The sequence below is a fragment of the Promicromonospora sp. NFX87 genome, from assembly GCF_048564965.1.
Classification (GTDB): domain Bacteria; phylum Actinomycetota; class Actinomycetes; order Actinomycetales; family Cellulomonadaceae; genus Promicromonospora.
The window spans coordinates 4,956,587-4,979,540 of record NZ_CP183413.1 but is presented as its reverse complement, the minus strand read 5'-3'; the positions used below and the strand labels follow the sequence as shown (position 1 = coordinate 4,979,540).

Annotated in this window: 21 protein-coding genes; 9 read left to right on the top strand and 12 right to left on the bottom strand. The window is 69.8% G+C overall.

From position 1 onward, the window contains the following. Positions 1-62: 62 nt before the first annotated feature. The 4 genes from ACNYC2_RS22370 to ACNYC2_RS22355 all read right to left on the bottom strand — a co-directional run bounded on the left by ACNYC2_RS22370 (position 63) and on the right by ACNYC2_RS22355 (position 2,395). Positions 63-896 (bottom strand): helix-turn-helix domain-containing protein, encoded by an 834-nt coding sequence (locus ACNYC2_RS22370; protein ID WP_419703898.1) that lies wholly within the window; start codon positions 894-896, stop codon positions 63-65. Next, on the bottom strand, positions 893-1,420 hold the full coding sequence (locus tag ACNYC2_RS22365) for a DUF6879 family protein (protein WP_419703897.1): 528 nt from the start codon (positions 1,418-1,420) through the stop codon (positions 893-895). Before ACNYC2_RS22365 ends, ACNYC2_RS22370 begins: the two co-directional genes overlap by 4 nt. Beyond that, positions 1,401-1,595: a hypothetical protein gene (locus ACNYC2_RS22360; RefSeq protein WP_419703896.1), complete on the bottom strand. Its 195-nt coding sequence runs from the start codon at positions 1,593-1,595 to the stop codon at positions 1,401-1,403. The genes ACNYC2_RS22365 and ACNYC2_RS22360 overlap by 20 nt, the downstream gene beginning before the upstream one ends. Positions 1,596-2,095: 500 nt before the next feature. Beyond that, complete coding sequence (locus ACNYC2_RS22355) at positions 2,096-2,395, bottom strand: hypothetical protein (RefSeq protein WP_419703895.1); 300 nt, start codon at positions 2,393-2,395, stop codon at positions 2,096-2,098. Positions 2,396-2,780: 385 nt separating this feature from the next. On the opposite strand from ACNYC2_RS22355, the gene ACNYC2_RS22350 reads away from it, so the two are divergent. After that, positions 2,781-4,373 (top strand): molybdopterin-dependent oxidoreductase, encoded by a 1,593-nt coding sequence (locus ACNYC2_RS22350; protein ID WP_419703894.1) that lies wholly within the window; start codon positions 2,781-2,783, stop codon positions 4,371-4,373. A 106-nt stretch (positions 4,374-4,479) separates the two neighbouring features. Here ACNYC2_RS22350 and ACNYC2_RS22345 read toward each other — a convergent pair whose 3' ends face one another. The 3 genes from ACNYC2_RS22345 to ACNYC2_RS22335 all read right to left on the bottom strand — a co-directional run bounded on the left by ACNYC2_RS22345 (position 4,480) and on the right by ACNYC2_RS22335 (position 8,183). Further along, positions 4,480-4,920, bottom strand: a complete 441-nt coding sequence (locus tag ACNYC2_RS22345; protein ID WP_419703893.1) for an NmrA family NAD(P)-binding protein — start codon at positions 4,918-4,920, stop codon at positions 4,480-4,482. 256 nt (positions 4,921-5,176) lie between these two features. Then, complete coding sequence (locus ACNYC2_RS22340; RefSeq protein WP_419703892.1) at positions 5,177-5,620, bottom strand: hypothetical protein; 444 nt, start codon at positions 5,618-5,620, stop codon at positions 5,177-5,179. Between the two features lie 151 nt (positions 5,621-5,771). Next, a complete protein-coding gene (locus ACNYC2_RS22335; protein WP_419703891.1) occupies positions 5,772-8,183 on the bottom strand; it encodes an RICIN domain-containing protein in 2,412 nt (803 codons plus the stop codon). A gap of 280 nt (positions 8,184-8,463) precedes the next feature. On the opposite strand from ACNYC2_RS22335, the gene ACNYC2_RS22330 reads away from it, so the two are divergent. Both ACNYC2_RS22330 and ACNYC2_RS22325 read left to right on the top strand, forming a co-directional pair. Then, a complete protein-coding gene (locus ACNYC2_RS22330) occupies positions 8,464-10,800 on the top strand; it encodes a beta-L-arabinofuranosidase domain-containing protein (protein ID WP_419703890.1) in 2,337 nt (778 codons plus the stop codon). Positions 10,801-10,828: 28 nt separating this feature from the next. Continuing rightward, positions 10,829-11,197, top strand: coding sequence for a DUF4440 domain-containing protein (locus ACNYC2_RS22325; RefSeq protein WP_419703889.1), 369 nt, complete (start codon positions 10,829-10,831; stop codon positions 11,195-11,197). 21 nt (positions 11,198-11,218) lie between these two features. Here ACNYC2_RS22325 and ACNYC2_RS22320 read toward each other — a convergent pair whose 3' ends face one another. The 5 genes from ACNYC2_RS22320 to ACNYC2_RS22300 all read right to left on the bottom strand — a co-directional run bounded on the left by ACNYC2_RS22320 (position 11,219) and on the right by ACNYC2_RS22300 (position 16,593). Further along, complete coding sequence (locus tag ACNYC2_RS22320) at positions 11,219-12,499, bottom strand: prolyl oligopeptidase family serine peptidase (RefSeq protein ID WP_419703888.1); 1,281 nt, start codon at positions 12,497-12,499, stop codon at positions 11,219-11,221. Between the two features lie 104 nt (positions 12,500-12,603). Beyond that, positions 12,604-13,530 (bottom strand): alpha/beta hydrolase, encoded by a 927-nt coding sequence (locus ACNYC2_RS22315; protein ID WP_419703887.1) that lies wholly within the window; start codon positions 13,528-13,530, stop codon positions 12,604-12,606. Then, on the bottom strand, positions 13,527-14,117 hold the full coding sequence (locus ACNYC2_RS22310) for a TetR/AcrR family transcriptional regulator (RefSeq protein ID WP_419703886.1): 591 nt from the start codon (positions 14,115-14,117) through the stop codon (positions 13,527-13,529). The genes ACNYC2_RS22315 and ACNYC2_RS22310 overlap by 4 nt, the downstream gene beginning before the upstream one ends. Positions 14,118-14,182: 65 nt before the next feature. After that, positions 14,183-14,998: an oxidoreductase gene (locus tag ACNYC2_RS22305; protein ID WP_419703885.1), complete on the bottom strand. Its 816-nt coding sequence runs from the start codon at positions 14,996-14,998 to the stop codon at positions 14,183-14,185. A 125-nt stretch (positions 14,999-15,123) separates the two neighbouring features. Further along, a complete protein-coding gene (locus ACNYC2_RS22300; RefSeq protein ID WP_419703884.1) occupies positions 15,124-16,593 on the bottom strand; it encodes an FAD-dependent monooxygenase in 1,470 nt (489 codons plus the stop codon). A gap of 221 nt (positions 16,594-16,814) precedes the next feature. Between ACNYC2_RS22300 and ACNYC2_RS22295 the strand changes: the two genes are divergently transcribed. The 6 genes from ACNYC2_RS22295 (at position 16,815) to ACNYC2_RS22270 (ending at position 22,954) form a co-directional block, all read left to right on the top strand. Then, complete coding sequence (locus ACNYC2_RS22295; RefSeq protein ID WP_419703883.1) at positions 16,815-17,189, top strand: VOC family protein; 375 nt, start codon at positions 16,815-16,817, stop codon at positions 17,187-17,189. A gap of 414 nt (positions 17,190-17,603) precedes the next feature. Next, a complete protein-coding gene (locus ACNYC2_RS22290) occupies positions 17,604-18,161 on the top strand; it encodes a DUF6232 family protein (RefSeq protein ID WP_419703882.1) in 558 nt (185 codons plus the stop codon). A 7-nt stretch (positions 18,162-18,168) separates the two neighbouring features. Beyond that, the gene (locus tag ACNYC2_RS22285; protein WP_419703881.1) at positions 18,169-18,504 is read left to right on the top strand and encodes a hypothetical protein; all 336 of its coding nucleotides are present in this window, start codon (positions 18,169-18,171) and stop codon (positions 18,502-18,504) included. Between the two features lie 276 nt (positions 18,505-18,780). Then, positions 18,781-19,899: a LacI family DNA-binding transcriptional regulator gene (locus ACNYC2_RS22280; protein ID WP_419703880.1), complete on the top strand. Its 1,119-nt coding sequence runs from the start codon at positions 18,781-18,783 to the stop codon at positions 19,897-19,899. Next, the gene (locus ACNYC2_RS22275; RefSeq protein WP_419703879.1) at positions 19,896-21,518 is read left to right on the top strand and encodes an FAD-dependent oxidoreductase; all 1,623 of its coding nucleotides are present in this window, start codon (positions 19,896-19,898) and stop codon (positions 21,516-21,518) included. Before ACNYC2_RS22280 ends, ACNYC2_RS22275 begins: the two co-directional genes overlap by 4 nt. Before the next feature lie 95 nt (positions 21,519-21,613). After that, positions 21,614-22,954, top strand: coding sequence for an ABC transporter substrate-binding protein (locus ACNYC2_RS22270; RefSeq protein ID WP_419703878.1), 1,341 nt, complete (start codon positions 21,614-21,616; stop codon positions 22,952-22,954).

Sequence of the window (22,954 nt, the reverse complement as noted above, 5' to 3'; positions counted from 1 at the left end):
TGTCGGACCTCCCCAGGTGCGCTTGCTCTGGGAACGATCCTGAGGCCCTTATCGGGCCGGTACTAGCCACTTTCCCGTTGCCGCACAAGGTCGTCCCGAATGCCTTCGAGGAATGGCTTCAATGCATCGCCAGACAGGGCGTGCTCGGCGAAACCATCGAACTTGGCGACGTAGAGGGCGACGTCTCGGGGGTCGGTCACCACGACCTTCGCATGCACGGTCTCGACACTCACGGAGCGATCGTCACGGACGACGAAGGCGTGGTTAGGGATATCCCGCTGGGCGCCAGCCAGCGGCACGACCCGCAGGTCGATGTTTGGTAGCCGAGTCAGTGAGATCAGCCGGTCCAGCTGCCCGGCCATGACCGGCGTCGGCACGATCAACCACCGCAGGACCGGTTCGGTGATGACGAAGCGCAGCGTCTTGTCCTCGTCGTAGAGGACCTCCTGGCGCTCGAGCCGTGCGCTCATGGTGCGTCGCACCGTCTCTTCGGTGAGGTCGTCGTGCCGAGACAAGATCGCCCGCATGTATTCGGGCGTCTGGAGCAGACCTGGCACGAGCGCAGGCTGGAACACCCGCAGCAGATCCATGTCGGCCTCGACGGCCTGCAGCTGCTTCTGCGCTTTGTGTAGACCAGCACGCTGGATCAGGCGCCAAGCCGTTGCCTCGGTGGACACCGCACGAGCGGCCTCCATGTACTCCGCCTTGACCTCGTCGGAGACACCGATGGAGGTGAGGATCCGGTCGACGTCGTCCGCGCTGGGAGAGAGTTTGCCCGTCTCGATCTTGCTCAGCTTGCTCGCGGACATGACAGAGCTACGGGCCACGGTCTTGGCCTCCGTACCAGAGGCCTGCCGTAGAGCCCGCAGCGCTGCGCCCAACTCGGAACGGTTCACTCGCCGTACATCGCCCACCAGTCTGCGAACGGCACCGCGTGCGCCAAGGCCGTCTCCCGGTAAGCGACGTACTCTGGGCCATGGTCATCCGGCAGAACGTCGGCCCCGATGAACTTGCCGTCGCTGTAGTTGAACCGGGCCGGCGTGGTCGAATCGAAGAGCCAGAAGTCCCCGACATGTTCAGGGAGCGGCGTGGGCTGGTCAGTGATGTCGAGGATGAAGAACTCCTCGCCCGCCGTGGCATTGGTGACGTAGCCCCAGCCGAGCTCGAAGCGCAGGTAGGGCGTCAGGGGTCGTTGAAGCACGTGGACGCGGTATATGCGCCGTCCCGAGTCGGTGTGGGTCCGTACCTCGTCGAGCCAGTCAAGGTTGTAGTCGGCGGGCTTGTCCTGACCGTCGAGGAACAACTGGTAGGCGTCGACGTTGCCGGACCGGCTGTAGTCGTCGAGAGTCTCCAGCCGGAAGGCTTCGCGCTGAAACTGGTCGAACAGGTCTCCCAGGGTCTTAGACACCAAGCCGGTCACCGAACGCCTTCCGGATCAGGTCCAGGGGAATCTCCACGAGGGTCTCGTGCGCGGGGATCGTCAGACCATGATCGGTCGGCGTCTCACCCTGGACCAGGATCGTGCCTCGGTCGGTCTCGTAGATCGTCGGGCAGTCGTTCTTGTCGCACGTGCTCGCGAGCGTCGTCACCTTCATGGCGGTTCCCCCTTGGCCGGCCTGCTGTCGCGTTCGATTCTTCGGTGTGTGTCGCGGCTGGGCAAGGGGATCGAGTTTCCACAACGGGAAAGCGGCACTTGCTCGGCCGTCCCGCTTGAGCAACCCCTGAACACCTGCGGCAGACGGGCTATCGTCGTGCGACTTCGTCAACGTCGCGGAGCACGGACCGCACGGGCGACTCGCGCCCCGGCCAGGCAACTGCGACGTAAGCGCCGAGCAGCGACGGTGACGTATAGGCGCGCAGCGACGCACAGCACACGGCTGGCACGGCGTAGCAGTTGTGAGTTTGTGGCGGGCGGGCGGAGCCCCGCGGACAGCGGGTCTTGAGGGCCGCCCGACGAAGGCCACACTCCTCTGGCAGATCGAGGCCAAAATTGCTGCGCGCGACTGGGGTGCCTACTTCCAACACGGCGCCGCCGATCGCGGACCCGCGGGAATGATCAGCGTGGTGATGCCTATCGGAACGTCTAGGCGACCGACTACCTGTCGAACTCCCAGTCTTCGAGTCGCGAGTGGACACTGACGTAGTTAATCGCCATTCGGTCCCGTCTCGCGGCGTCGTACTGCGCGAGACACCTCTCAGCGGTCCCCAGATCGAAGAAGGCACCCAACTGCGCGATCACGTAGTTGTCCTCGCCCAACAGGACGACCTCGTAGATCGTCTCGGGCGAGCGGTACCCCTTCGGCGGCCGCATCCAGTACGAGCGCCACGTCCGGAAGTGCCAAGACCCGAACCGCAACCGAATCCGGCGCAGGCTCTGCACGTCAAGCTCGAACATTCGGCGAGCATAAGCCGTCGACGGGCGCAGTATCGGCGTCGCCTGTTCGCCTCTGTCCAGGAATCCGCACAGCCAGCGGCGCAAGCTCCCGTGAGACCCCGGGTCGTCTTCGCAATGAGAAGGCCGGCGGTTCGAGACCGTGTCGTCGCTGGCCCTGGCGGCGACATGGATGAAGCTCGGCAATTCACCCTGACCCATCCTGATCGTCTACCGCTCCGAACCCTCTAGGTCCTGCTCAGGCGGCAGCTTGCCGCCAGCACCAAGGAGGATCGGTTGTGCGTACGTCAAGAATCGCTCTCTTCGCCGCCACAGCGGCCCCGGTGGGCCTGCCATGGGTAGCCGCGCCGGCCGGCGCGGCTACGAGCAACGAGCTCACGCCAAGCTCATGACACAGACAACGGGTAGCCCCGCTGCGCCTTCGACCGAGCGCTCTCCGCGTGGCGCGGGCTGGGCCGCGCTCGCGGGCGTGCTCGCCGGTGGCGCCGGGCTGGCGGTCGCGGAACTCGTTGCCGCGGTCGTCGCCCCCGGTGCCAGCACGCTGTTCGCAGGCGGCGCCGCCGTGATCGACGCCGTGCCCCCAGGGCTCAAGGACGTTGCCGTGGAGTGGTTCGGCACCAACGACAAGGCCGTGCTGCTCGCCACGATGGGTCTGGTGCTGGCCCTGGGATCGGCACTCGCGGGCTGGCTGGAGCTGCGCCGCCCGCCGGCGGGCGCGGTCCTGGTGGGGGTCGTCGGCGTCGTCGGCGTCGTGGTCGCGTTGCTGCGTCCGAGCGCGACGCCGCTGTGGGCACTGCCCAGCGCCATCGGGCTGGGCGCCGCGGTGCTCCTGCTGCGTGCCACCGTGGCGCGGCTGCGGCCTGTGCCGGGGCAGAGCGAGGGCTCGGCGGGCGAGACTCCGGGCGGCGCCATGGACCGGCGTGGTTTCCTGACCGTATCGGGCATCACCGTGGGTGTCGCGGTGCTCGCGCTGGCCGGCTCGCGCGTGCTGGCGATGGGCTCGAGCGCGGTCAGCGCCGTGCGGGAGAAGCTCCGCCTGCCCACCGCACGCATGCCGGCGCCGCCGGTGCCTTCCGGAGCTGACCTGAAGCTCGACGACCTGGCGTCGTATGTCACCCCGAACTCGGACTTCTACCGCATCGACACCGCGCTGATCGTGCCGCAGCTGAACCCGCAGGACTGGTCACTGGAGGTCCGTGGCCTGGTGGACGAGCCGTTCACGCTCACCTGGGACGAGCTCATGGAGCTGCCGATGGAGGAGCACTACGTCACTCTCTCGTGCGTGAGCAACGCCGTGGGCGGCGACCTGGTCGGCAACGCCCTCTGGCTCGGCTACCCGATCCGCGCGCTCCTGGAACGGGCCAAGCCTCAGGCCGGCGCCGACATGGTGCTCTCCCGCAGCGACGACGGATTCAGCGCGGGCACGCCGCTGGAGGTGCTCCAGGACCCGGACCGGCAGAGCCTGCTCGCGATCGGCATGAACGGCGAGCCGCTGCCCGAGGAGCACGGCTTCCCCGCGCGGCTGGTGGTGCCTGGGCTGTACGGGTACGTTTCGGCCACCAAGTGGGTGACCTCGCTGGAGGTGACCACCTTCGACGCCGACGAGGGTTACTGGACCCCGCGCGGCTGGTCCGCACTGGGGCCCATCAAGATCGCGTCGCGGATCGACGTGCCGCGCTTGTCCACGCCCGTGTCCGCCGGTGCCGTGACCGTGGCCGGCGTGGCCTGGGCGCAGCACACCGGCATCAGCAAGGTCGAGGTCCGGGCCGACGGCGGCGACTGGGTCACCGCTGAGCTCGCCGAGACAGTGGGCCCCGACACGTGGCGCCAGTGGCACGTCTCGATCGATCTGGACGCCGGATACCACAGCCTGGCGGTGCGCGCCACGGACTCGGACGGACAGGTCCAGACCGAGACCAAGGCGCCGCCGGCTCCCAACGGTGCCTCGGGCTGGCAGACCGTCTCGATCACCGTGGACTGACCGGGGGCATTCCGATTCGACGTCTGAGCATCACCCGGGCCCGGGCCTGTTCTGCTGACCAGGCCGGATTCCGGTTGAACTGCGGTAACACTCTCTGAGCTCAGGCTCAGGGACCAGCCACGCCCGTGGGCGCGGTCCAGCCGCTGGATCGGATCCACTCGGCCAGGTACTGGGTGGCCGGCTCGATCGCCCGCACCACCGCAAGATCCGACGGGTGTTCCGCCGCCTTCGCGAACTGGCGGAACATCGCCCTGTCGAGCTCGCTGGGAAGCACGCTCAACGGGAGGGCCTCGTAATGCGCCGGGAGCCCGGCGCGCGCGCCGAACGCCGCGGCGATCTGAGGGCCTGTCAGCTCGTCGCCGACGAGCTCGACTGCTCCGCCGGGCGCTTCCGCGGTGCCGAGCAGGAGCGCGGCGGCAACCCGGCCGACGTCCCTGACCGAGATCATCTTCAGGGCGACGTCCGCCGGCAGCGGCAGCTTCAGCACGATCTCTCCGTGCTCCAGGCTCGGTGACATCACCTCCATGAAGGGGGCCGGGCGAACCACCGTTCGATGACGAACGATCAGCCTACTTGTCGCCGGTCGCCAACCACCTCGGTACGGTCCCCGCCCGGATCGGCGAGATCGAACGATGAATCCGCGACGTCGTGGCCATCTGCTTCTGGCCTGTCTTCTGCCCAGGGCGAGGGTCTGACCGCGGAGGGCGGCGGTTCGAGGAGCCGGCGGGGCCGGGAACCCGCAAGGATCCCCGGCCCCGCACCACCACAGGTCTTCTCGTTACGGACGGCTCGCTGGGGGCACGTCAGCAGTCATACGACTCGGACTCGAGATGCTGGGCTTCGCCATTCCCGGTAGATCCGGCAGCCCTCCAGTGAAGTATCGCGTGGACCTTGAAGGAACTACCGTGGCTGCAGGCCCAGTGCGCTGTCTCCGCGCGGTCCCACTCCCGGTCCCACCCAGGGCTCGTGGCGACGTCGATGGCGCGCCATCCCAGGTTCGAGTCGTACGCCATGAGGTCGACCCGAGTCACCGAGACGTCGTAGTTCGAACCGTCCGTCTGGTCGTCGGTGATGCTTGCCGCGGCGCTGAGGCCTGTGCCATCCGTGTCGAGCCGCACGCAGCGGATGACCTTATCGCCCACGCACTTGGGGTCGAAGGCATCAGCCGAAGCAGGCGGGGCGACGGCGAACGACGTCACCACGGCAGCGACTGCTGCGAGGACGGTAAAGCGGCTGCGTCTGCGCACTTGGTTCCCTTCAATTGGTAATTAGGTAGTAGACCGCATTATCTCGGCCAGCCCACGAGGTTAGGGGGATGGCTCGAAGGGGTCAAGAGGTCCGTTTAGGCCGTGCCGGCCGAGCCGACCGGCCTGCGACGCTGACGAGCTCAGAGCTGCCTCACCTGCGGGTCCATTGCTGGTTGGTTCCGCCGTGGCAGGCCCACAAGTGGATCTTGGTGCCGTTGGCGGTGCCGAGCCCGCTGGCGTCGAGGCACAGCCCGGACTGGACGCCGGTGATCGTGCCGTTCGTGTTGAGGTTCCATTGCTGGTTGGTCTGGCCGTTGCAGTCCCAGATCACCGCGGCCGTACCGTTGCTGGTGCCCTGACCGCTCGCGTCCAGACACTTGTTGCCGTGCACCATCAGCTGCTTGTTCGCGGTGTAGGTCCAGCTCTGGTTGGTTCCGCCGGTGCAGTCCCACAGCTGCGTCTGTGCGCCGTTGCTGGTGCTCGAGCCTGGGACCTCCAGGCAGCGCCCGGACGGCACTCCGACGATCTGCGTGCCGCCCTGCGTCGCGCATCCGGGCGCGTTGAGCGGCGTGCGGTACTGCGCGGGCACGCCGGCGTTGCAGACGATCGTCTGCGCCGCCGCGGGCCAGGTCGAACCGGTCACGGGGTGGTCGTTCGTGATGCGGTTGTTCGTCGCCGTGGAGAAGTCGCCCTGCACGGCCCCGCCCATGTGCCAGGTGTTGTCGACGGTGTTGTCCTTCGTGTTGCGCGTTCCGCCCGTGTTGGCGAAGACCCAGGGGCTGGAGTCGCGGATCACGTTGTTCGTCGCGGTGATGTACCGCGATCCTTCGTCCAGGTACAGCCCGACCGTGTTCCGCAGGTTGTACATGTAGTTCTCGCGGATCACCGTGCCCGGCGACGCCGAGAGCGAGTAGATGCCGCCACCGTCGCTGAAGATCTTCTTGGTGTCGTGCACCATGTTGTTCGCCACGACGTTGTTCCGGAACGTCGTCGGGGTCGAGTACCTGGGGTTGTACTGGTAGTACCCGCGGTCGACGTAGTCCTGGGACCCGCCCGCGTCGTTCGTGCCCCAGCCGAACCCGATGTCGATCGCGTCGTAGGGGAGGTCGAACACCTCGTTCTGCAGGATGCGCGCGTTGTCGACGTAGGTCGAGAGGAAGCCGGAGTTCTCCCGGTAGGTGAAGGAGGTCTTCGTGACGGTGTTGGCCTGGACGAGGATGTCCGAGTTGGTCATGGCCGGATCGCTGGGGTGGTGGGCATCGGCCCGGATCCCGCCGGCGACGACGGCTCCTCCGCCGAGCTGGGTGAACACGTTCCCGACGACGTCGATGTTGGACGCGCCCAGACCCACGCCGCTCGCGTGAGCGTTGGCGTCGTTGCCGATCCCGAGCGCGGTCTGGCCGAGGTTCACGAACTTGTTGCCGATGAACGAGACTCCCGTCGCCGCCGAGACCTGGACGGCCGCCGGCGACTGGTTCCATGTCGTACGGGCTCGCTCGAACGCGGCGCAGCCCTGGGAGCAGCTCGTGATGGCGTTGGACGGGTAGTACGAATAGGACCCGGCGAGGTATGTCCCGGTCTGCTGCACGGCGTAGCCGTTCGGTCCCGAGGGAGCCAACCAGCTGGTACCCGAGAACTGGAGGCCCTCGAAGCTGAGGTTTCGTACCGGGCTGGAGTAGCTGCCGCTGATGTCGATGAGCCTCTCGAGCCGCGGAAGCTGCACATCCAGCGACGACGGGTTCACGCCGTTCGCGGGCTTCAGATACAGGCGTCCGGCTGAGGGATCGATGTACCAGTGACCCTGTTGGGAGATGAACGAGAGAGAGTTCTCGATGCTCAGCCCGTGTCCGCCGAAGATCGGGGCCTGCATGGTGTCGTATCCCCAGAGGTTGTTGTTCCACGCGGGCTGGGTCATCGTCGCCGTGGTGCCGTTGATGGCCGAGACCGGCGAGTAGCGATCGGTGAAGTGCCCGATGGAGCGCAGCTCGAGCCGGTTCTTCTGCGGCAGGTTCGAGAGGTAGTTGAGCGCCGGGTTCGTGATGTTGAATCCGGTGGCGGTCATCTGGATGTCGCTGCGAGCGATGTTCACCGCTGCGCGGGGCGACGCGATGCCGTTGACGAAGAGGTCACGGGTGTCCTGCCCGACGGGCGTCGAGGCGACCCAGATGTTCTTCGCCGAGTCGTGCGAGCTCCACCCGGTGACGGGCGTCGAGCCCGTCAGGACGGGGGTCGCGCCCGGGGCGGCCGTCCAGCGCACGGTCGTCGTGGTGCGCCCGCCGTCGGCGGCCGTGAAGCTCAGCGGCGAGGAGAGCTCGTAGCGGCCCCCGGCGAGCACGACCACCACGTCGGTCGGGGACGCGGAGCCCTGGTTCTGCCTGACCGCGGTCTTGACCTGCGAGATCGAGCACGGCGCGCTCGAGGTGCAGCCGGTTCCGCTGCCGCTGGGCGAGGCGTAGTAGGTGGTGGTCGCGGCGGATGCGGTAGTCGGGCTCACGAGCGCCGATGCCCATACCAGCGCCATGGCCGCGAGCGCGGTCATGAGACCCCGAGGCGTGCGATTCATCTGAGTTCCTCCGAACGTCGTTGTTTGGGGGTGCCCTCGGGCTCACTCGCTTCAGCCGTTATGCGTAGTACATCCGATCTCCGCCGCGAACTCAAGAGACATATGACATATGTTCTCTATGCCCGTCGGCCGACCCAGGCATGTCTGGCTGCGATGGGCGCGGGCAGCAGGAGCTGCGGGAACATCTCGCCTGGATCCATGAGCGAACCGGTTGAGGTAACTTCAGCGGACCTGCGCCCCAGCACAGCGACGGAGCCGTGCGATCTTCCAAGGAGCCACGTTGTCCCTGAGTACCGCACGGCCTGCGACCGCCGGCCGGACCTTCCCGCTGGGGGCCGTCCGGCTCGGCCCCGGACCGTTCGCGACCGCCCAGCAGCGGGCGCTGGAGGCGGTGCTCGACATCGACCTGGACCGGCTCCTCGCCCCCTTCCTCGTCGCGGCGGGACTCGACAGCCGGTCCGAGCCGTACGGCGACTGGGAGAGCGGAGGGCTCGACGGCCACATCGGCGGTCACGCCCTGTCCGCGCACGCGAAGCTGTGGGCGGTGACCGGCCAGGACGTGCTGCACGACCGCATGGAGCACCTGCTCGACGTGCTGGAGCGCTGCCAGGACGCGGTGGGCACCGGCTACGTCGGCGGGGTGCCGGACGGGCCGGCCCTCGGCGAGGAGCTCGCCGCCGGCCGCATCGACGCCGACCTGTTCAGCCTCAACGGCCGCTGGGTCCCGGTCTACAACCTGCACAAGACGCTCGCCGGCCTCATCGACGCGGCGACGCACGGGCGGTCCGAGCGCGCCCTGACCATGGCGACACGCTGGGCCGACTGGTGGCTGTCGGTCACGAGAACCCTCACCGACGAGCAGATCGAGCAGATCCTCACCGCCGAGTTCGGCGGACTCAACGAGGCGTTCGTGGAGCTGGGCGCACTCACCGGCCGGGAAGACCTCGTGGCCGAGGGGCGGCGGCTGGCCCACCGCAAGCTGCTGGATCCACTGGCCGACGGCGGCGACCCGCTGGACGGGCTCCACGCCAACACGCAGATCCCCAAGGTGCTGGGCTACCAGCGCCTGGCGGACCTGGCGGCGCCGGACGGCGACCCCGGCGCCGCGCGGTTCGCCACCGCTGCCGACGCCTTCTGGTCCTCGGTGGTCGAGCGCCGCACGCTGGCGATCGGCGGGAACAGCGTGCGCGAGCACTTCCATCCGTCGTCGGACTTCACCGAGGTGATGACGGACCGCGAGGGGCCGGAGACCTGCAACACCCACAACATGGTCGAGCTGGCGCGCCTGCGCCTCGACCAAGGACACGACGGCGCCGCGGTGGAGCTCGCCGAGCGCGCGCTCTTCAACCACGTGGTCTCGTCCGTCCACCCCGACCGCGGGGGCTTCGTGTACTTCACGCCGATGCGCCCGGCGCACTACCGGGTGTACTCGCGGCCGCACCTGTCCATGTGGTGCTGCGTCGGCTCGGGCCTGGAGGGCCACACGCGGTACAACGAGCTGATCTACACCCACGACGGGCCTGACCTCCGCGTCGAGCTCTACGCGCCGTCGGTCCTCGACTGGCCGGAGGAGGGCCTGCGGGTCGAGCTGTCGACCGAGCTGCCGTTCGACGACGAGGCCAGCGTTGTCATCACTTCCGCCTCACCAACGGCGTGCACGCTGCGCCTCCGCGTGCCGTCCTGGGCGGAGCTCGTGGACCTGAGGGTCGACGGCGAGCCGGTCGCCGCCGTCGTCGTCGACGGTTATGCAGAGATCGCGCGGACCTGGAGCGGGACGACGGCGGTCACGATCCGGCTCGCACCCCGGCTCGTCGCGGAGCCGCTGCCCGACGGGTCCGGCTGGGTCGCGTTCCGCTACGGCCCCGTTGTGCTCGCGTCACGCGCCGGCGCCGGAAAGCTCACAGGGCTCGTGGCGGGGCCGGACCGGATGGCGCACGTCGCCCATGGCCCGACGGTGCCGATGCGGCAGAGTCCCGTCGTCGTCGCCGAGCCTCCGGAGTCGGCGGTGACGCCCGTCGACACGTCGACGCTGACGTTCGAGCTCGCGGTGCTCCGGGAGCGCTCTGGCGACCTCGTCCCCGGCGTCGTCCTGCTCGAACCCTTCGCCGCCATCCACGACGAGCGCTACAGCATCTACTTCGCGGCCGACGGCGACCCGTCCCGTGCGCTGGCCGCGCTCCGGACCCTCGACGACGCCGACACCGCAGCGGCCGTCTTCGACAGGGTGACGGCCGGCGAGCAGCAGCCCGAGGTGGACCACGGGTTCACGGGGGAGCGGACCCGGGCGGGCGGCGCGGACGGGGTGCACTGGCGCAGCACGACAGGGTGGTTCGAGTACCGCCTCCGCTGCCCGGACGCCGCGGCCCTGGTGCGGACGCGCTTCGTCGACCGCGCCGCCAGCCGACGTCGGATCCTCCTCAACGGCCTCGAGGTCGGCCCGTCGCGGACGCTGACGGCGCCGGCCGACAGTGAGGGGCTGGCCGAGCACGAGTACGACCTCACGGACGCCGTACGCGAGGCGGGCGCCCCGGGCGAGGCGGTGTTCCGCGTCGAGGCGGTGGACGGCGCGGACAGCGGTGACCTGCTGGTCGTCGAGGTGGCCGCGCGGGAGGGCTGAGGCCCAGGAGCGATGCGAGGATGACCGGATGCCGGCGCACACCACACAGTTCTTCGTCGACCTCGAGACAGGGGTCTGGGACACGCAGGTCAACGGCGACGCGCACGCGCAGCGCGAGCTCTTGTCCGCGGACTTCCTCGGCGTGTACCCCTCGGGGTTCGCGACCAGGGACGAGCACGCCGAACAGCTCTCGGACGGCCCGATCACCACGTCGTACTCCATAGAGGACGCGCGGCTGATCGAGGTCTCCGAGAACTCTGTGCTGCTCTGTTACCGCGCCGACCACCAGCCTTCCGGTCAGGACCAGACGGAGTCGATGTACATCAGCTCGCTCTGGGTCGAGCGGGACGGCCGCTGGTGGAACACGTTCAGCCAGGACTCGCCCGCCGGCCCCTGAGCGTCGGCCCCTGAGCCCCGCTCAGCGCTTCGTGGCCGCCATCCACTCCCAGACGCTCGCGCCGTCGTGGTGCGGGTCGTTGCGCGCGACGTAGATCCACGACCAGTGCCCGGGGTAGGTGATCCCGTCCCAGGTGACGTTGTCGTACAGGCTCATGATCGAGCCCTCGATGCGCTCGTGGGCGTAGACGGTGTTCGCCTGGGCATCCAGCGTCGTGTCGTCGGCCGAGTGCACGAGCCACGTGGGCGTCGTCGTCGCCGCGAGCTCGTCGTCGGAGATGAAGTACGGGTCGGAGCCGTCGCGGGCGCCGATGCCGCAGCAGATCGGGACGGACGTCGCGAACGTCTCGGGGTACTCGGCGACCATCTTCAGCGACATGTACCCACCGTTGGAGCAGCCGACGACGTGGATCCGGCTCCCGTCGATCCGGTGAGCCCGGGCGACCTCCTCGATCGCCTCCAGGACGAGCGGCGCGAAACCGTCGCCGTCGAGCATCCAGGCCGACGTCGCCTGCGGCGCGAGCACGTACGCGCCGCCGAAGAAGTCCTGCGCCTCCGGGGTGGCGAAACCGAGCGCGCCCCGGTTGGCGCGCAGCTGCGCCTCGTTGTCGTAGTAGTCCAAACCGCCGGTCCGCAGGCCGCCCTCACCACCGCCGTGCAGCCAGACGACGAGCGCCGCGCCCCGCCGACCGCTCCGGCGCGCAGGCGAGAACAGCCGGTAGTTCAGGCCCGACGCCGTCGCATGGTGGGCGAACGCGTCGACCTCAGGATCGGACAGCCGGCCCTGACGGAACGAGTCGAGCACCACGGCGCCGCCGGGACCCCGTCCCCGCAGCGGCTCGACCTGCGTGATCGCGTAGTCGAGATCCAGGAGGACGTTGCGGCCGTACGCGCCCATGTACTGCAGGGTGCCGCCGCCGTCCACCCCCCACCCGTGCTCCAGCTCCAGCGTGATCTCGCCGCGGCGTGACCACGTCGCCGCGGTGACCACACGATCCTGCGCGTAGGCGACCTCGCCGTTGAGCGGGTTGGTGGCCGTGACGTGCACCGTGAACGTCGACGACGTCAGCGAGGACCGTTCCGCGCGGTGCAGGGCGGGGGAGGAGATGGCGAGCGACGTCACCTGCTCGCCGCCGTCGAGAACCTCGGCGATCGGCGTCACGAGCGCTTCGCGACGTCCGCTCCGGGCCGTGTCCACGTCGGCGCTCACATCGGCGCTCGCAGTCGGTGCGCCCAGCAGCGCCGAGGCGCCGATGGCCGCTCCGGAGACGATCAGGGTGCGGCGGGTCATCTCTGTACGCATGGCGGAACTCCTTTGTCCGGGGCCAAGTGGCCGGCCTGCGCGAGCGCAGCACCAGCCATCCGGAGGCTAGTTAGCCGTGTCGGCGCACGTCAACGGGTGCCGGGTCAGAGCCGCGCGTCCGTCCGGTCGCCGTTGAGCGCTCCGTCCAGCGCGGAGAGCTGGGCCTCGACGAAGGCCCGGGAGACAGCGGCCCCCGCCTCGATGGAGTCGAAGTTGTGGTACCCGCCGGGCACCACGCGGAGGGTGCAGGGGACGCCGGCCTGCTGCAGCCGCCGGGCGTAGGCGACGTCCTCGTCGTGGAACAGGTCGTTGGTGCCGACGCCGATCCAGGCGGGCGGCAGCCCGGAGAGGTCGTCGTGGCGGGCGGGCGCGGCCAGCGGCGGCACGTTGCCGTCCGGCGCGGCCGGGCCGAGGTAGGAGCTCCAGCCGAACCGGTTGCTGGCCGGGCTCCAGATGCGCAGCCGCCGCGGGTCGACGTCGGTCCGGGTGGTGGTCCGGTCGTCCAGCATCGGGTAGGACAGCAGCTGCAGGACCGGGCGGATCTCGCCGCGTTCCTTCGCCAGCAGGGCCAGCGCGGCGGCCAGGCCGGCGCCTGCGCTCTGCCCGCCGATCGCGATGCGGGCGGGGTCGACGTCGGGCCGGCCGGCGAGCCACTGCAGCGCGGTGTAGCAGTCCTCCAGCGGCGTCGGGAACGGGTGCTCGGGGGCGAGCCGGTACTCCACCGACACGACGACGACGTTCAGCTCGTCGGCGATCCGGCGGCAGAGCGCGCTGTCCTGCGCCGCGTCGCCGAGCACCATCCCGCCGCCGTGGATCCACAGCAGCGCCGGCGTCCGGGGCCTGGGCGCAGCCGGCCGGAAGACGTGCACCGACACGTCGTCGGTCACGGGGACGACCTGCGCGTCCGGCCGCCGCGTCCTCCCGGCGAGCCGGGTGAGGCGCCGGAGCGTGGGCAGCGTCCGGGCGGTGATGACGGTGCGCGGCAGGAACCGCGCGGCCCGCAGCTGCGGGTGGAAGGTGTGCTCGGTCATGATTCGGGTTTCCTGTTCACGAGGGCCAGGGCGTTGTGGAGGCCCTGCTCCAGCAGGTCGTCGGAGAGCTGCCGGTCCGTCAGGGCGCGGGCGAGCTGTAGCGTCCCGGCCATCAGGCCGAGGAGGCTGAGTGCCTTCACGCGGGAGGCCAGCGGATCCTCGGGCGTCATGCGTGCGGCGAGGCCGTCGATGACGACGAGCACGCCGTCCGTGTACGCCTGCCTCGTCGTGTCGCCGCTGCGCGCGATCTCGTCGAGCAGGGCGGCGTTGGGGCAGCCGTCGACGGGGTTGTCCCGGTGGTCGGGGGACAGGTACCAGCGCACCACCTGCTCGAGGCCGGCGGGGCCGGGATCGGCCTGCTCGACGACGTTCGTGTGCAGCGTGCGCAGCTGGTCGGTGATCGCGGTGTCGACGAGCTCGTCCTTGGACGCGAAGTGGGCGTAGAAGGCGCCGTTGGTCAGGCCGGCGTCCTTCATGAGGGTCGCGACGCCGGAGCCGTCGATGCCGTTCCGCTTGATCCGCCGACCGGCCGTCGCGATGATCCGCTGCCGGGTCTCCTGCTTGTGCTCTTTCGTGTACCGCACCATCTGTTCCTCCATCTCAGCCGGTCTCCCGCAGCCTTGTCGATGCCGCTCGGGAAGGCCAGCACGGGTCAGGCGGGCATCCGGTTGAACCGGCGGATGACGCGGTCGAAGACGCGCGCCGGGGCGACGCGGTGCACCGTGTTGATGGTCATGGCGGTCGTGCCCGCGGTCCGCCGCAGCCTCGGGTTCCGGTCGGTGGCCGCCGCGACGATCACCTTGGCGACGACGCTGGGGTCGTCGCCGCTGCTGAGGTTCTGGGTCAGCAGCTCGTCGTAGTTGCGCCGCCCCGCCGCGTAGAGCGGCATGGGGCTGTCGGCCTCGACGCTGTGCCCCGCGAACGGGGTGTTGATCGGGCCGGGCTCGACGAGCAGGACCCGGACGCCGTACTCGCGGACCTCGTGGTCCAGCGACTGGGAGTAGCCCTCGACGGCGTGCTTGGTCGCGACGTAGACGGTCATGAACGGGCTGGGGACGAACCCGCTGAGGGACGAGACGTTGATGATCCGCCCACGGCCCTGGTCACGCATGTGCGGCAGGACGGCCTTGGTCATCCGCATGACGCCGTAGACGTTGACGTCGAAGATGCCCTGCGTCTGGGCGATCGAGAACTCCTCGCCGGCGCCGGTCGATCCCACGCCGGCGTTGTTGACCAGGACGTCGATGTGCCCGAACCGGTCGATCACCTGCTCGACGGCCGAGGCGACCGACTCGTCGCTGGTCACGTCGAGGTCGAGGTAGGTCACGCCGGCCGGTGCGGTGGACCGCGAGGTGTTGCGGCCGGTCCCGATCACCTCGAAGCCCGCCGCGACGAGCGCGGTCGCTGCTGCCTTGCCGATTCCTGAGGTGGCGCCGGTTACGAGCGCGACCTGCTGGGCGGTTGTCATCACGGGCTCCCTGAGGTTTTTGAAGTACGTTCGTACGACAATAGATCGGCGGTGGAGCGGAAGGCAAGGGTTTCCGGAAAATTAGATGATGATCGTACTTTGAACGGGCCGCTCGCGATGCCGGGTCAGCCGGCCGCCGCGCCGAACCAGCGCGCGAGGTGGGCGTCCAGGTCTCGTTGGTCGTCGCCGACCCAGGCGACGTAGCCGTCAGGCCGAAGCAGGAGGCACGGGGCGTCCAGCGCCACGGTCGGATCCGCGACGTGGTCGACCCGGTCGGACCAGCCGCCGACCGTGAGGCGCTCGGTGCGGTCCAGCAGCAGGCCGCGGCCGCTCCGCAGCAGCTCGTAGAGGCGGCCCTGCTTCATGTCGAGGTCGCGCAGGCGGCGGCCGACCAGGTCAGGCCCCGCACCCAGGTCGTACCGGAGGTCGATCGCGGCGATCTTTCCGATCAGGCGTCGGTTCACCTCGTTGAGGTCCATCAGCTCGGCGAGCAGCTTCCGCACCGCCCGCGGGCCCGGTTCGGGGGACTGCAGCGCCAGCTGGGCGCGCGTGTTGTCCAGCACGTCCTCGGCGACCGGGCGGCGCTCCGCCTCGTAGGTGTCCAGCAGGGCATCCGGCGCCCAGCCGCGGACGTGCGCGGCCAGCTTCCAGCCGAGGTTGAACGCGTCCTGGAGGCCGAGGTTGAGACCCTGCCCGCCGATGGGCGGATGGATGTGCGCGGCGTCGCCGGCCAGCAGCACCCGACCGACCCGGTAGTGCTCGGCCAGCCTGGTCGCGTCCCCGAACCGGGACAGCCAGCGTGGCGAGTGCACGCCGAAGTCGGTCCCGGCTATGACGCGCAGCTGTTGCCTGAAATCCTCGAGGGTGGGCGGTTCCGTCCGGTCCGGGCTGACTCCCGCGGCGGGGACGACCACCTGATAGGCCCCTTCCCCGAACGGCCTGAGCCAGAACTGCCTGGTGGTAGCGCTGACCTCGGCCACCTTGGCGGCGATCTCCTCCTGCGGCGCACCGGCCTGCATCTCGCCCATCAGGGTCTCGGTCCGTGCGGGTTCGCCGGGAAAGCCGACGCCGAGCAGCTTGCGCACGGTGCTGCGTGCGCCGTCGCAGCCGACGAGGTGGCGCGTGCGAAGCCGTTCGCCGCCGGACAGCTCGACGGTCACGCCGTCGTCGTCCTGCACGAGGCCCACTACTTCCGAACCGTGCCGGACCTGCGCGCCCACGCTGAGCGCACGCTCTTCGAGCAGGCGGACGATCACCGGCTGCTGGATGCCCAGCAGGAAGGCGTGCGCGCTGTCCAGGCCCTCGGGCACGGGCTTGTCGATGGCGGCGAAGAAGCCGGCGGCCGGACGCCGTCGCCCGTGCTCGACCAGCCGGTCCAGCAGTCCGCGCATCGCCAGCTGTTCGAGGCTGCGGATGTGCAGACCGACGATGCGGACGAACGACGCCGGCTCGGTGTCCTTCTCCAGGACGAGCACCCGCACGCCGTGCAGCCGGAGCTCGGCGGCCAGCAGCGCGCCGGTCGGCCCGCAGCCGGCGATGATCACGTCGAACGTGCGGGGCGCGGGGCGGGCGTCGGAGATCAGTGAGGAACGCATGGGTGTTGCCTTTCGGGATGCCCAGCTCGGAGGGCACTCCCGGCGACACCTACGTCAGTCGCCCGATCCTCGCGGAAGGGGGAGTGCCCAGATCGGTCCTGCGTTCATGGGTCCCACCTCCTTCGACGGTGTCGCGGTCCAGCACAACCTACATGTTCCTGCCGCCGATAGGTTGGGCATCACGGACCGGCGTACGAACCGAGGGCGAGGAGAAACCAGAGATGATTCGCAAGCTGCAGGCCGTCGCGATCGACTGCGCGGACCCGGTCCGCCTCGCCGAGTTCTACGCCGAGCTGCTGGGCGGGCAGGTCGAGGTCGACGCGGAGGACCCGGACTGGGTGGAGCTGCGCGGGTTCGACGGCACGCCGCTGGCCTTCCAGCGGGTGGAGGGCTACCGGCCGCCGCAGTGGCCGGGCCAGGAGTCGCCCCAGCAGATGCACCTCGACTTCGACGTCGACGACATCGAGGCGGACGAGCGGCGCGTGCTGGAGCTCGGCGCGACGGTGCTGGAGCGCACCGACCAGCTGCGCCCGGAGGCCAACTGGCGGGTCTACGCCGACCCGGCGGGCCACCCGTTCTGCCTCTGCTTCCACTGAGCAGGCTGCAACAGGTGCGGCCGTGCCGGGTGAATAGCGGTGTGCATCAATTGTGGTGATGTCTCGTTCCGCAAGACTCCTCGCATTCTTGCCGTGACAGCCCTGCGAATTCATGCAGAATCACGCGGTTCTCGAAATGGTGACGTGAGCCGGGGTGAATGTGTCGGCGGGCATTTCCTAGCTGTCGTATGAAGTATTTCTTCCTGACTCTCGCTCAGTTCGTCCCCGTGATTTGCGCGCAGGCGCGCAGGTGTGGGAATCGGCGTGTTGGTGCGAGGATCGGCGTCCTCGGAGAAAGCAAAAAACCACACTGGGTGAACAAGGCGGCGCATGCCGAGATATGTCGTTGCATTCCTGGGCGACCCGCTACTGTCGGGTCTCCCAGAAAGTCGCTTCGTCTATCAGGAGGCGTACGTGGCAATATCCGCTAGGTCCGATGTCCGCATCGGCCAGGGTCAGCTTTACATCGGCGGGGACACCTATCCGCTGCGCAACATTGCTCGCACCTCCATCAAGCAGTACCGGTTGTTGCCCCCGCCGACTCCGCCGTGGGCCAAGAACGCGACGATCCTCGGCGTCATCGGGGCGGTGGTGAGCCTGATCGTCCTGATCGCAGCGGGGTCGGGCGACGACTCCGGCTTCATGGGCGTCAGCTTCTTCTGGCTGCTGTTCTGGATCGTCGTCGCGTTCATCGGCATCCGCCGCCTCCAGCGCCCCAAGACGGCCCCCGTCGACCTGACCGCGCTCCAGATCACCACGTCGGGTGCACCGCACACGGCGCTCTGGACGGACGATCGGGCCGCGATCGAGGAGCTCAGCGAGCAGATCACGCTCGGGATCAACGACCTCGGGGTGACCTACAGCACGAACCTCACGACGTACCAGATCAGCGACAAGGACATCGTCAACGTCAACGCTCCGGGCTCGGTGGGTGTCGTCCAGGACACCGCCACCGGGATCCAGCAGGGATGAGGGCCTGATGTCAGGGGACACCTTCAACATCCAGGCGCCCGGGAGCGTCGGCAAGGTCCAGGACCAGGCCACGGGGATCGTGAACAACTACGGGACCGAGAGTCTTGACGCGCTGCTGGCGAAGGTCGTCGCCCGTGCGGGGGAGGTGCGCGGAGAGATGGACGTCCCCGGCACCCTGGTCCTCGACGACGCCGTCGACGTCATCGAGGACCGGGACAACCACAACCCCAAGGAGCTCGGGTCCTCGCTCCGTGCGCTTCTCGAGATCGCGCGGGCCGTGGGCGCCGCAGGTCATGCGCTTCTCAGAGCGGTCTCGGAGGCCCAGAGGGTGATCGGGATGTAGCCGGAGGGCGCCCACGATCTGACGGGGCGGGTGCTGCGACGAGGTCCGGACAGGACGCTCGTCGCGGCACCCGCCTTGTCGTGCCGCGACCAGTCATGCGCCGTTGATAATGCGCGCCACCGACCCGCCGCGACCATGCAGGCCCTCGAGCCCGCGGCCCCGGGCCCGCACGCGGCAGCTGCTAATAATGCGCATCATCAGATTGACCGCCCGCTGAGCGGACGGTGACACTCCTGACGTCAGCCGCCGGGTCGGAGCTGGGTTCAAGGAGGAGCCGTGCCACGTCGCCGCATCACCCAGACGGACGTCGCCGCGATGGCCGGCGTCAGCCAGGCCACCGTCTCGTTCGTGCTCAACGGCAGCACGCCGACCGGCGTCCGCATCAGCGAGGAGACCCGCCAGCGCGTCCTGGACGCCATCCGGATCACCGGCTACACCGCGAACCCCGCCGCCCAGCGCCTCGCGGGCGGGCTCGCCCAGATCCTCGGCGTGTTCACCTACGAGGCGACGTTCCCCCGGGCCAGCCGCGACTTCTACGGCCCGTTCCTCGTCGGGATCGAGCACGCCGCCGAACGGCTCGGCGTCGACCTGCTGCTGTTCACCAGCGCACCCGTCACGGACGGGCGCCGCAGGCTCACCCGCGACGGCTGGCAGCGGCTCGGCGTGGCCGACGGCTGCCTGCTGCTCGGGCAGCACGAGCACCGCGGCGAGCTGCAGCACCTGCTCGACACCAACTACCCCTTCGTCTTCATCGGCAAGCGCGGCAGCGACGGCGGCCGGCTGCCCTACGTGGGCGCCGACTACGTCGGGGGAACCGTGCGGCAGGTCGAGCGCCTCGTCGCCCTCGGCCACCGGCGCATCGGCTACGTGGGCATGCGCGGCACCGACCAGCCGACGCTCGACCGCGTCGACGGGTACCGCAGCGCCATGAAGGCGCACGGGCTCACCACCCGGTTCGTCGAGCTCGACGACGTCGCCGCCACCGCCGCCGAGATCGTCGACCAGCGCTTCACCGCCGTCGTCGTCGCACCCGAGAACCATCCCGAGGAGCTCGCCGACGAGCTCGAACGCCGCGGCAAGCAGGTGCCCGACGACGTGTCGGTGCTGCTGCTCGGACAGCCGCACCATCCCCGCCGCGGCGGCAGGAACTGGTCCGGCTTCTCCGTACCCCGCGAGGAGATGGGCGCCCGGGCGCTGTACCTGCTCTCTCGCCTCGTCTCCGACGACAGCCCCAAGCGGGAGCGCGAGACGGGCCGCACCTCGGCGCTGACCGAGGCCGAGCTCCACCAGATCCTCGTGTGCCCCGACGTGGAGGGCGCCACGGCCGCACCGCCCCGCACGGACGAACCAGGCACCGACGAACCAGCGACCGACGACAGGACGGACCCCGCGTGACCCATCAAGACCTGCAGACCGACGTGCTCGTGGTGGGCGCGGGCCTCGGCGGCATCGCCGCGGCGCTCGCGGCCGCCGACCGCGGCGCTCGCGTCGTCCTGACCGAGGAGCACCGCTGGATCGGCGGGCAGCTGACCTCGCAGGCGGTGCCGCCCGACGAGCACCCCTGGGTCGAGCGGTTCGGCGTGACCGCGCGCTACCGGGCGCTGCGCGACGGGATCCGCGACGTCTACCGCCGTCGTTACCCCCTGACCGCCGCCGCGCGGGCCTGGCCGGAGCTCAACCCGGGTGCCGGGTGGGTCTCGAAGCTGTGCCACGAGCCCCGGGTCGCCGTCGGCGTACTGGAGGAGATGCTCGCGCCCTACCGCTCCGCCGGCAGGATCACGCTCCTGGAGCGGGTGCGCCCGACCGCCGCCACCACGGACGGCGACCGGGTGACGTCGGTGACGCTCGCCTCCGTCGTCGGTGGTCCGGAGGTGACGGTGAGCGCCGCGTACACGATCGACGCGACCGAGACCGGGGAGCTGCTGCCGCTGACCGGCACGGAGTACGTCACGGGGTTCGAGTCGGCGCGCGAGACCGGCGAGCCGAGCGCCCCGGACGAGGCCCAGCCGGACAACGTCCAGGCGTTCAGCGTGTGCTTCGTCGTCGAGCACGCGGACGGCGAGCACACCATCGACAGGCCCGACCGCTACGACTTCTGGCGTTCTTACGCGCCCGGCGCCTGGGGCGGCGAGCGGCTGCTCTCGTGGACCGCGCCCAACCCGCGCACCCTCGCGCTGGAGCGGCGGTCGTTCACGCCGAACCCCGGCGACGACCCGCTGGCGGTCGACGCGGACCAGTCGAAGAACGCCGGCGACGAGAACCTGTGGCTGTTCCGGCGCATCGCCGCGCGCGACCTCCACGAGCCCGGCTTCTACGCGGGCGACCTGTGCCTCGTGAACTGGCCGAGCATCGACTACTTCCTCGGCCACGTCCTCGACGTCCCTCGCGACGTCGAGGAGGCCCGGATCGCCGACGCCCGGCAGCTCAGCCTGTCGATGCTCTACTGGATGCAGACCGAGGCGCCACGGCCCGACGGCGGCACGGGGTTCCCCGGCCTGCGGCTCCGCCCCGACGTCACGGGCAACCCCGACGGGCTCGCCCAGGCCGCGTACCACCGTGAGTCCCGCCGGATCCAGGCGGTCACCACGGTCACGGAGAACGACGTCTCCTATTCGGTACGAGGCGACCGCGGAGCCACCCGGTACGAGGACTCCGTGGGCGTGGGCATGTACCGGATCGACCTGCACCCCTCCACGGGCGGCGACACGTACATCGACGTGCCGTCGACGCCGTTCGAGATCCCGCTCGGCGCCCTGCTCCCGCGGCGCACGACGAACCTGCTCGCGGGCAACAAGAACATCGGCACCACGCACATCACCAACGGGTGCTACCGCCTGCACCCCGTCGAGTGGAACGTGGGCGAGGCCGCCGGCCACCTGGCCGCCCACTGCCTCGCCACCGGACGCACGCCCCACGCCGTCCAGGCCAAGCCGGACCTGCTCGCCGACTACCAGGCCGAGCTGGTCGCGGCCGGGTTCGAGCTGCGCTGGCCGGACGGCGCGCACCCGTACTGACGAAGCCCCCCAGCACCGAGCACATCCAGCACCGGCACACCCAGCACCGGCACACCCAGCGACAACTCGTCGCGGATCAGTCCAAAGGAGAACTGATGTCTGCACAGCACACGCTCCGACGCCCGAGCCCCGGGTCCCGTCCCCGCCGTCGGGCCGCCGTCGCCACGACCGCCCTGAGCGCGGCGCTCGCCCTCACCGCCTGCGGTGGCGGAACCGACGCGCCGGTAGGGGAGCCCGAGGCCCCGGCCGAGCCCGTCGACCTGCGGATGACCGTATGGACCGCCGACGAGGCGCAGCTCGAGCTCTTCCAGAGCATCGCCGACGACTACGTCGCCCAGAACCCGGACCTGGTCTCCGGTGTGACGTTCGAGACCATCCCGTTCGAGGACTACACGACCGCCCTGACCACCCAGCTCGCCGGGGGCAACGCCCCTGACCTGGCCTGGGTCTTCGAGAGCAACGCCCCCGAGTTCGTCTCCAGCGGGGCGCTCGTCGACCTCCGGCCGCTGCTCGAGAGCACCGAGGGCTATGAGCTGGACGACATGGTGCCGAGCGCCCTGGGGCTGTGGGAGGACGGCGACGGCCTGTACGCCTACCCCTTCTCCAACAGCCCGTTCGCGATGTTCGTCAACACCGACCAGATCGCCGCGGCGGGGCAGCCCGACCCGGCAGAGCTCGTCGAGTCCGGCGAGTGGACCTTCGACGCCGCCCGCGACATCGCCGCCGCCACGGCCGAGGACTCGGGCAAGCAGGGCCTGGTCGTGCGCGACTTCGAGTACCAGGCGTGGGAGAATCTCGCGACCGTCTGGTCCGGCTGGGGTGCGGCCCCGTGGAGCGCGGACGGCACCCAGTGCACCCTCGCCGAGCCGGAGATGGTCGACGCCATGACGTGGATCCATGACGCGGCCTTCGAGGACGGCGCCATGCCCGGCCCGGGCACCACCGCCGACTTCTTCGCCGGGGACGCCGCGATGACGATCACCCAGATCAGCCGGGCCTCGTCGCTCGACGGCTCGTTCGAGTGGGACGTCGTGCCCTTGCCCGCCGGCCCGGCGGGCAAGCAGAACGTCATCGGCCAGGCCGGGGTGGGTGTCTTCGCCGCCGGTGAGCACCCGGACGTCGCCGCCGACTTCCTCGCCTACTTCACCAACCCCGAGAACGCCGAGAAGCTCAGCGCCTACTTCCCGCCGCCGCGCGCGTCGCTGCTCGACGCCGAGGGACTCGCCGAGGCCAACCCGAACCTGAGCGCCGAGCAGCTGCAGGCGGTGGTCGTGGACGGCGTCGAGGACGCGGTGACCAAGCCCGCGCACAAGAACTTCGCCAAGCTGTCGGGCACCGTGCGCGCGGAGCTCGACGCGCTGTGGACGGCGGACGCCGACGTCGAGGCGGTCCTCACCGACACCTGCTCGGCCGTCGCGCCGCTGCTGGAGGAGTGA

Excerpts from the sequence above, each read along its gene's own strand:
- ACNYC2_RS22335 (WP_419703891.1), bottom strand. The coding sequence starts at position 8,183 with ATGAATCGCACGCCTCGGGGTCTCATGACCGCGCTCGCGGCCATGGCG.
- ACNYC2_RS22315 (WP_419703887.1), bottom strand. The coding sequence starts at position 13,530 with ATGACCGAGCACACCTTCCACCCGCAGCTGCGGGCCGCGCGGTTCCTG.
- ACNYC2_RS22310 (WP_419703886.1), bottom strand. The coding sequence starts at position 14,117 with ATGGTGCGGTACACGAAAGAGCACAAGCAGGAGACCCGGCAGCGGATC.
- ACNYC2_RS22295 (WP_419703883.1), top strand. The coding sequence starts at position 16,815 with ATGATTCGCAAGCTGCAGGCCGTCGCGATCGACTGCGCGGACCCGGTC.
- ACNYC2_RS22285 (WP_419703881.1), top strand. The coding sequence starts at position 18,169 with ATGTCAGGGGACACCTTCAACATCCAGGCGCCCGGGAGCGTCGGCAAG.
- ACNYC2_RS22305 (WP_419703885.1), bottom strand. The coding sequence starts at position 14,998 with ATGACAACCGCCCAGCAGGTCGCGCTCGTAACCGGCGCCACCTCAGGA.
- ACNYC2_RS22350 (WP_419703894.1), top strand. The coding sequence starts at position 2,781 with ATGACACAGACAACGGGTAGCCCCGCTGCGCCTTCGACCGAGCGCTCT.
- ACNYC2_RS22320 (WP_419703888.1), bottom strand. The coding sequence starts at position 12,499 with ATGCGTACAGAGATGACCCGCCGCACCCTGATCGTCTCCGGAGCGGCC.
- ACNYC2_RS22325 (WP_419703889.1), top strand. The coding sequence starts at position 10,829 with ATGCCGGCGCACACCACACAGTTCTTCGTCGACCTCGAGACAGGGGTC.
- ACNYC2_RS22355 (WP_419703895.1), bottom strand. The coding sequence starts at position 2,395 with ATGTTCGAGCTTGACGTGCAGAGCCTGCGCCGGATTCGGTTGCGGTTC.
- ACNYC2_RS22360 (WP_419703896.1), bottom strand. The coding sequence starts at position 1,595 with ATGAAGGTGACGACGCTCGCGAGCACGTGCGACAAGAACGACTGCCCG.
- ACNYC2_RS22270 (WP_419703878.1), top strand. The coding sequence starts at position 21,614 with ATGTCTGCACAGCACACGCTCCGACGCCCGAGCCCCGGGTCCCGTCCC.
- ACNYC2_RS22300 (WP_419703884.1), bottom strand. The coding sequence starts at position 16,593 with ATGCGTTCCTCACTGATCTCCGACGCCCGCCCCGCGCCCCGCACGTTC.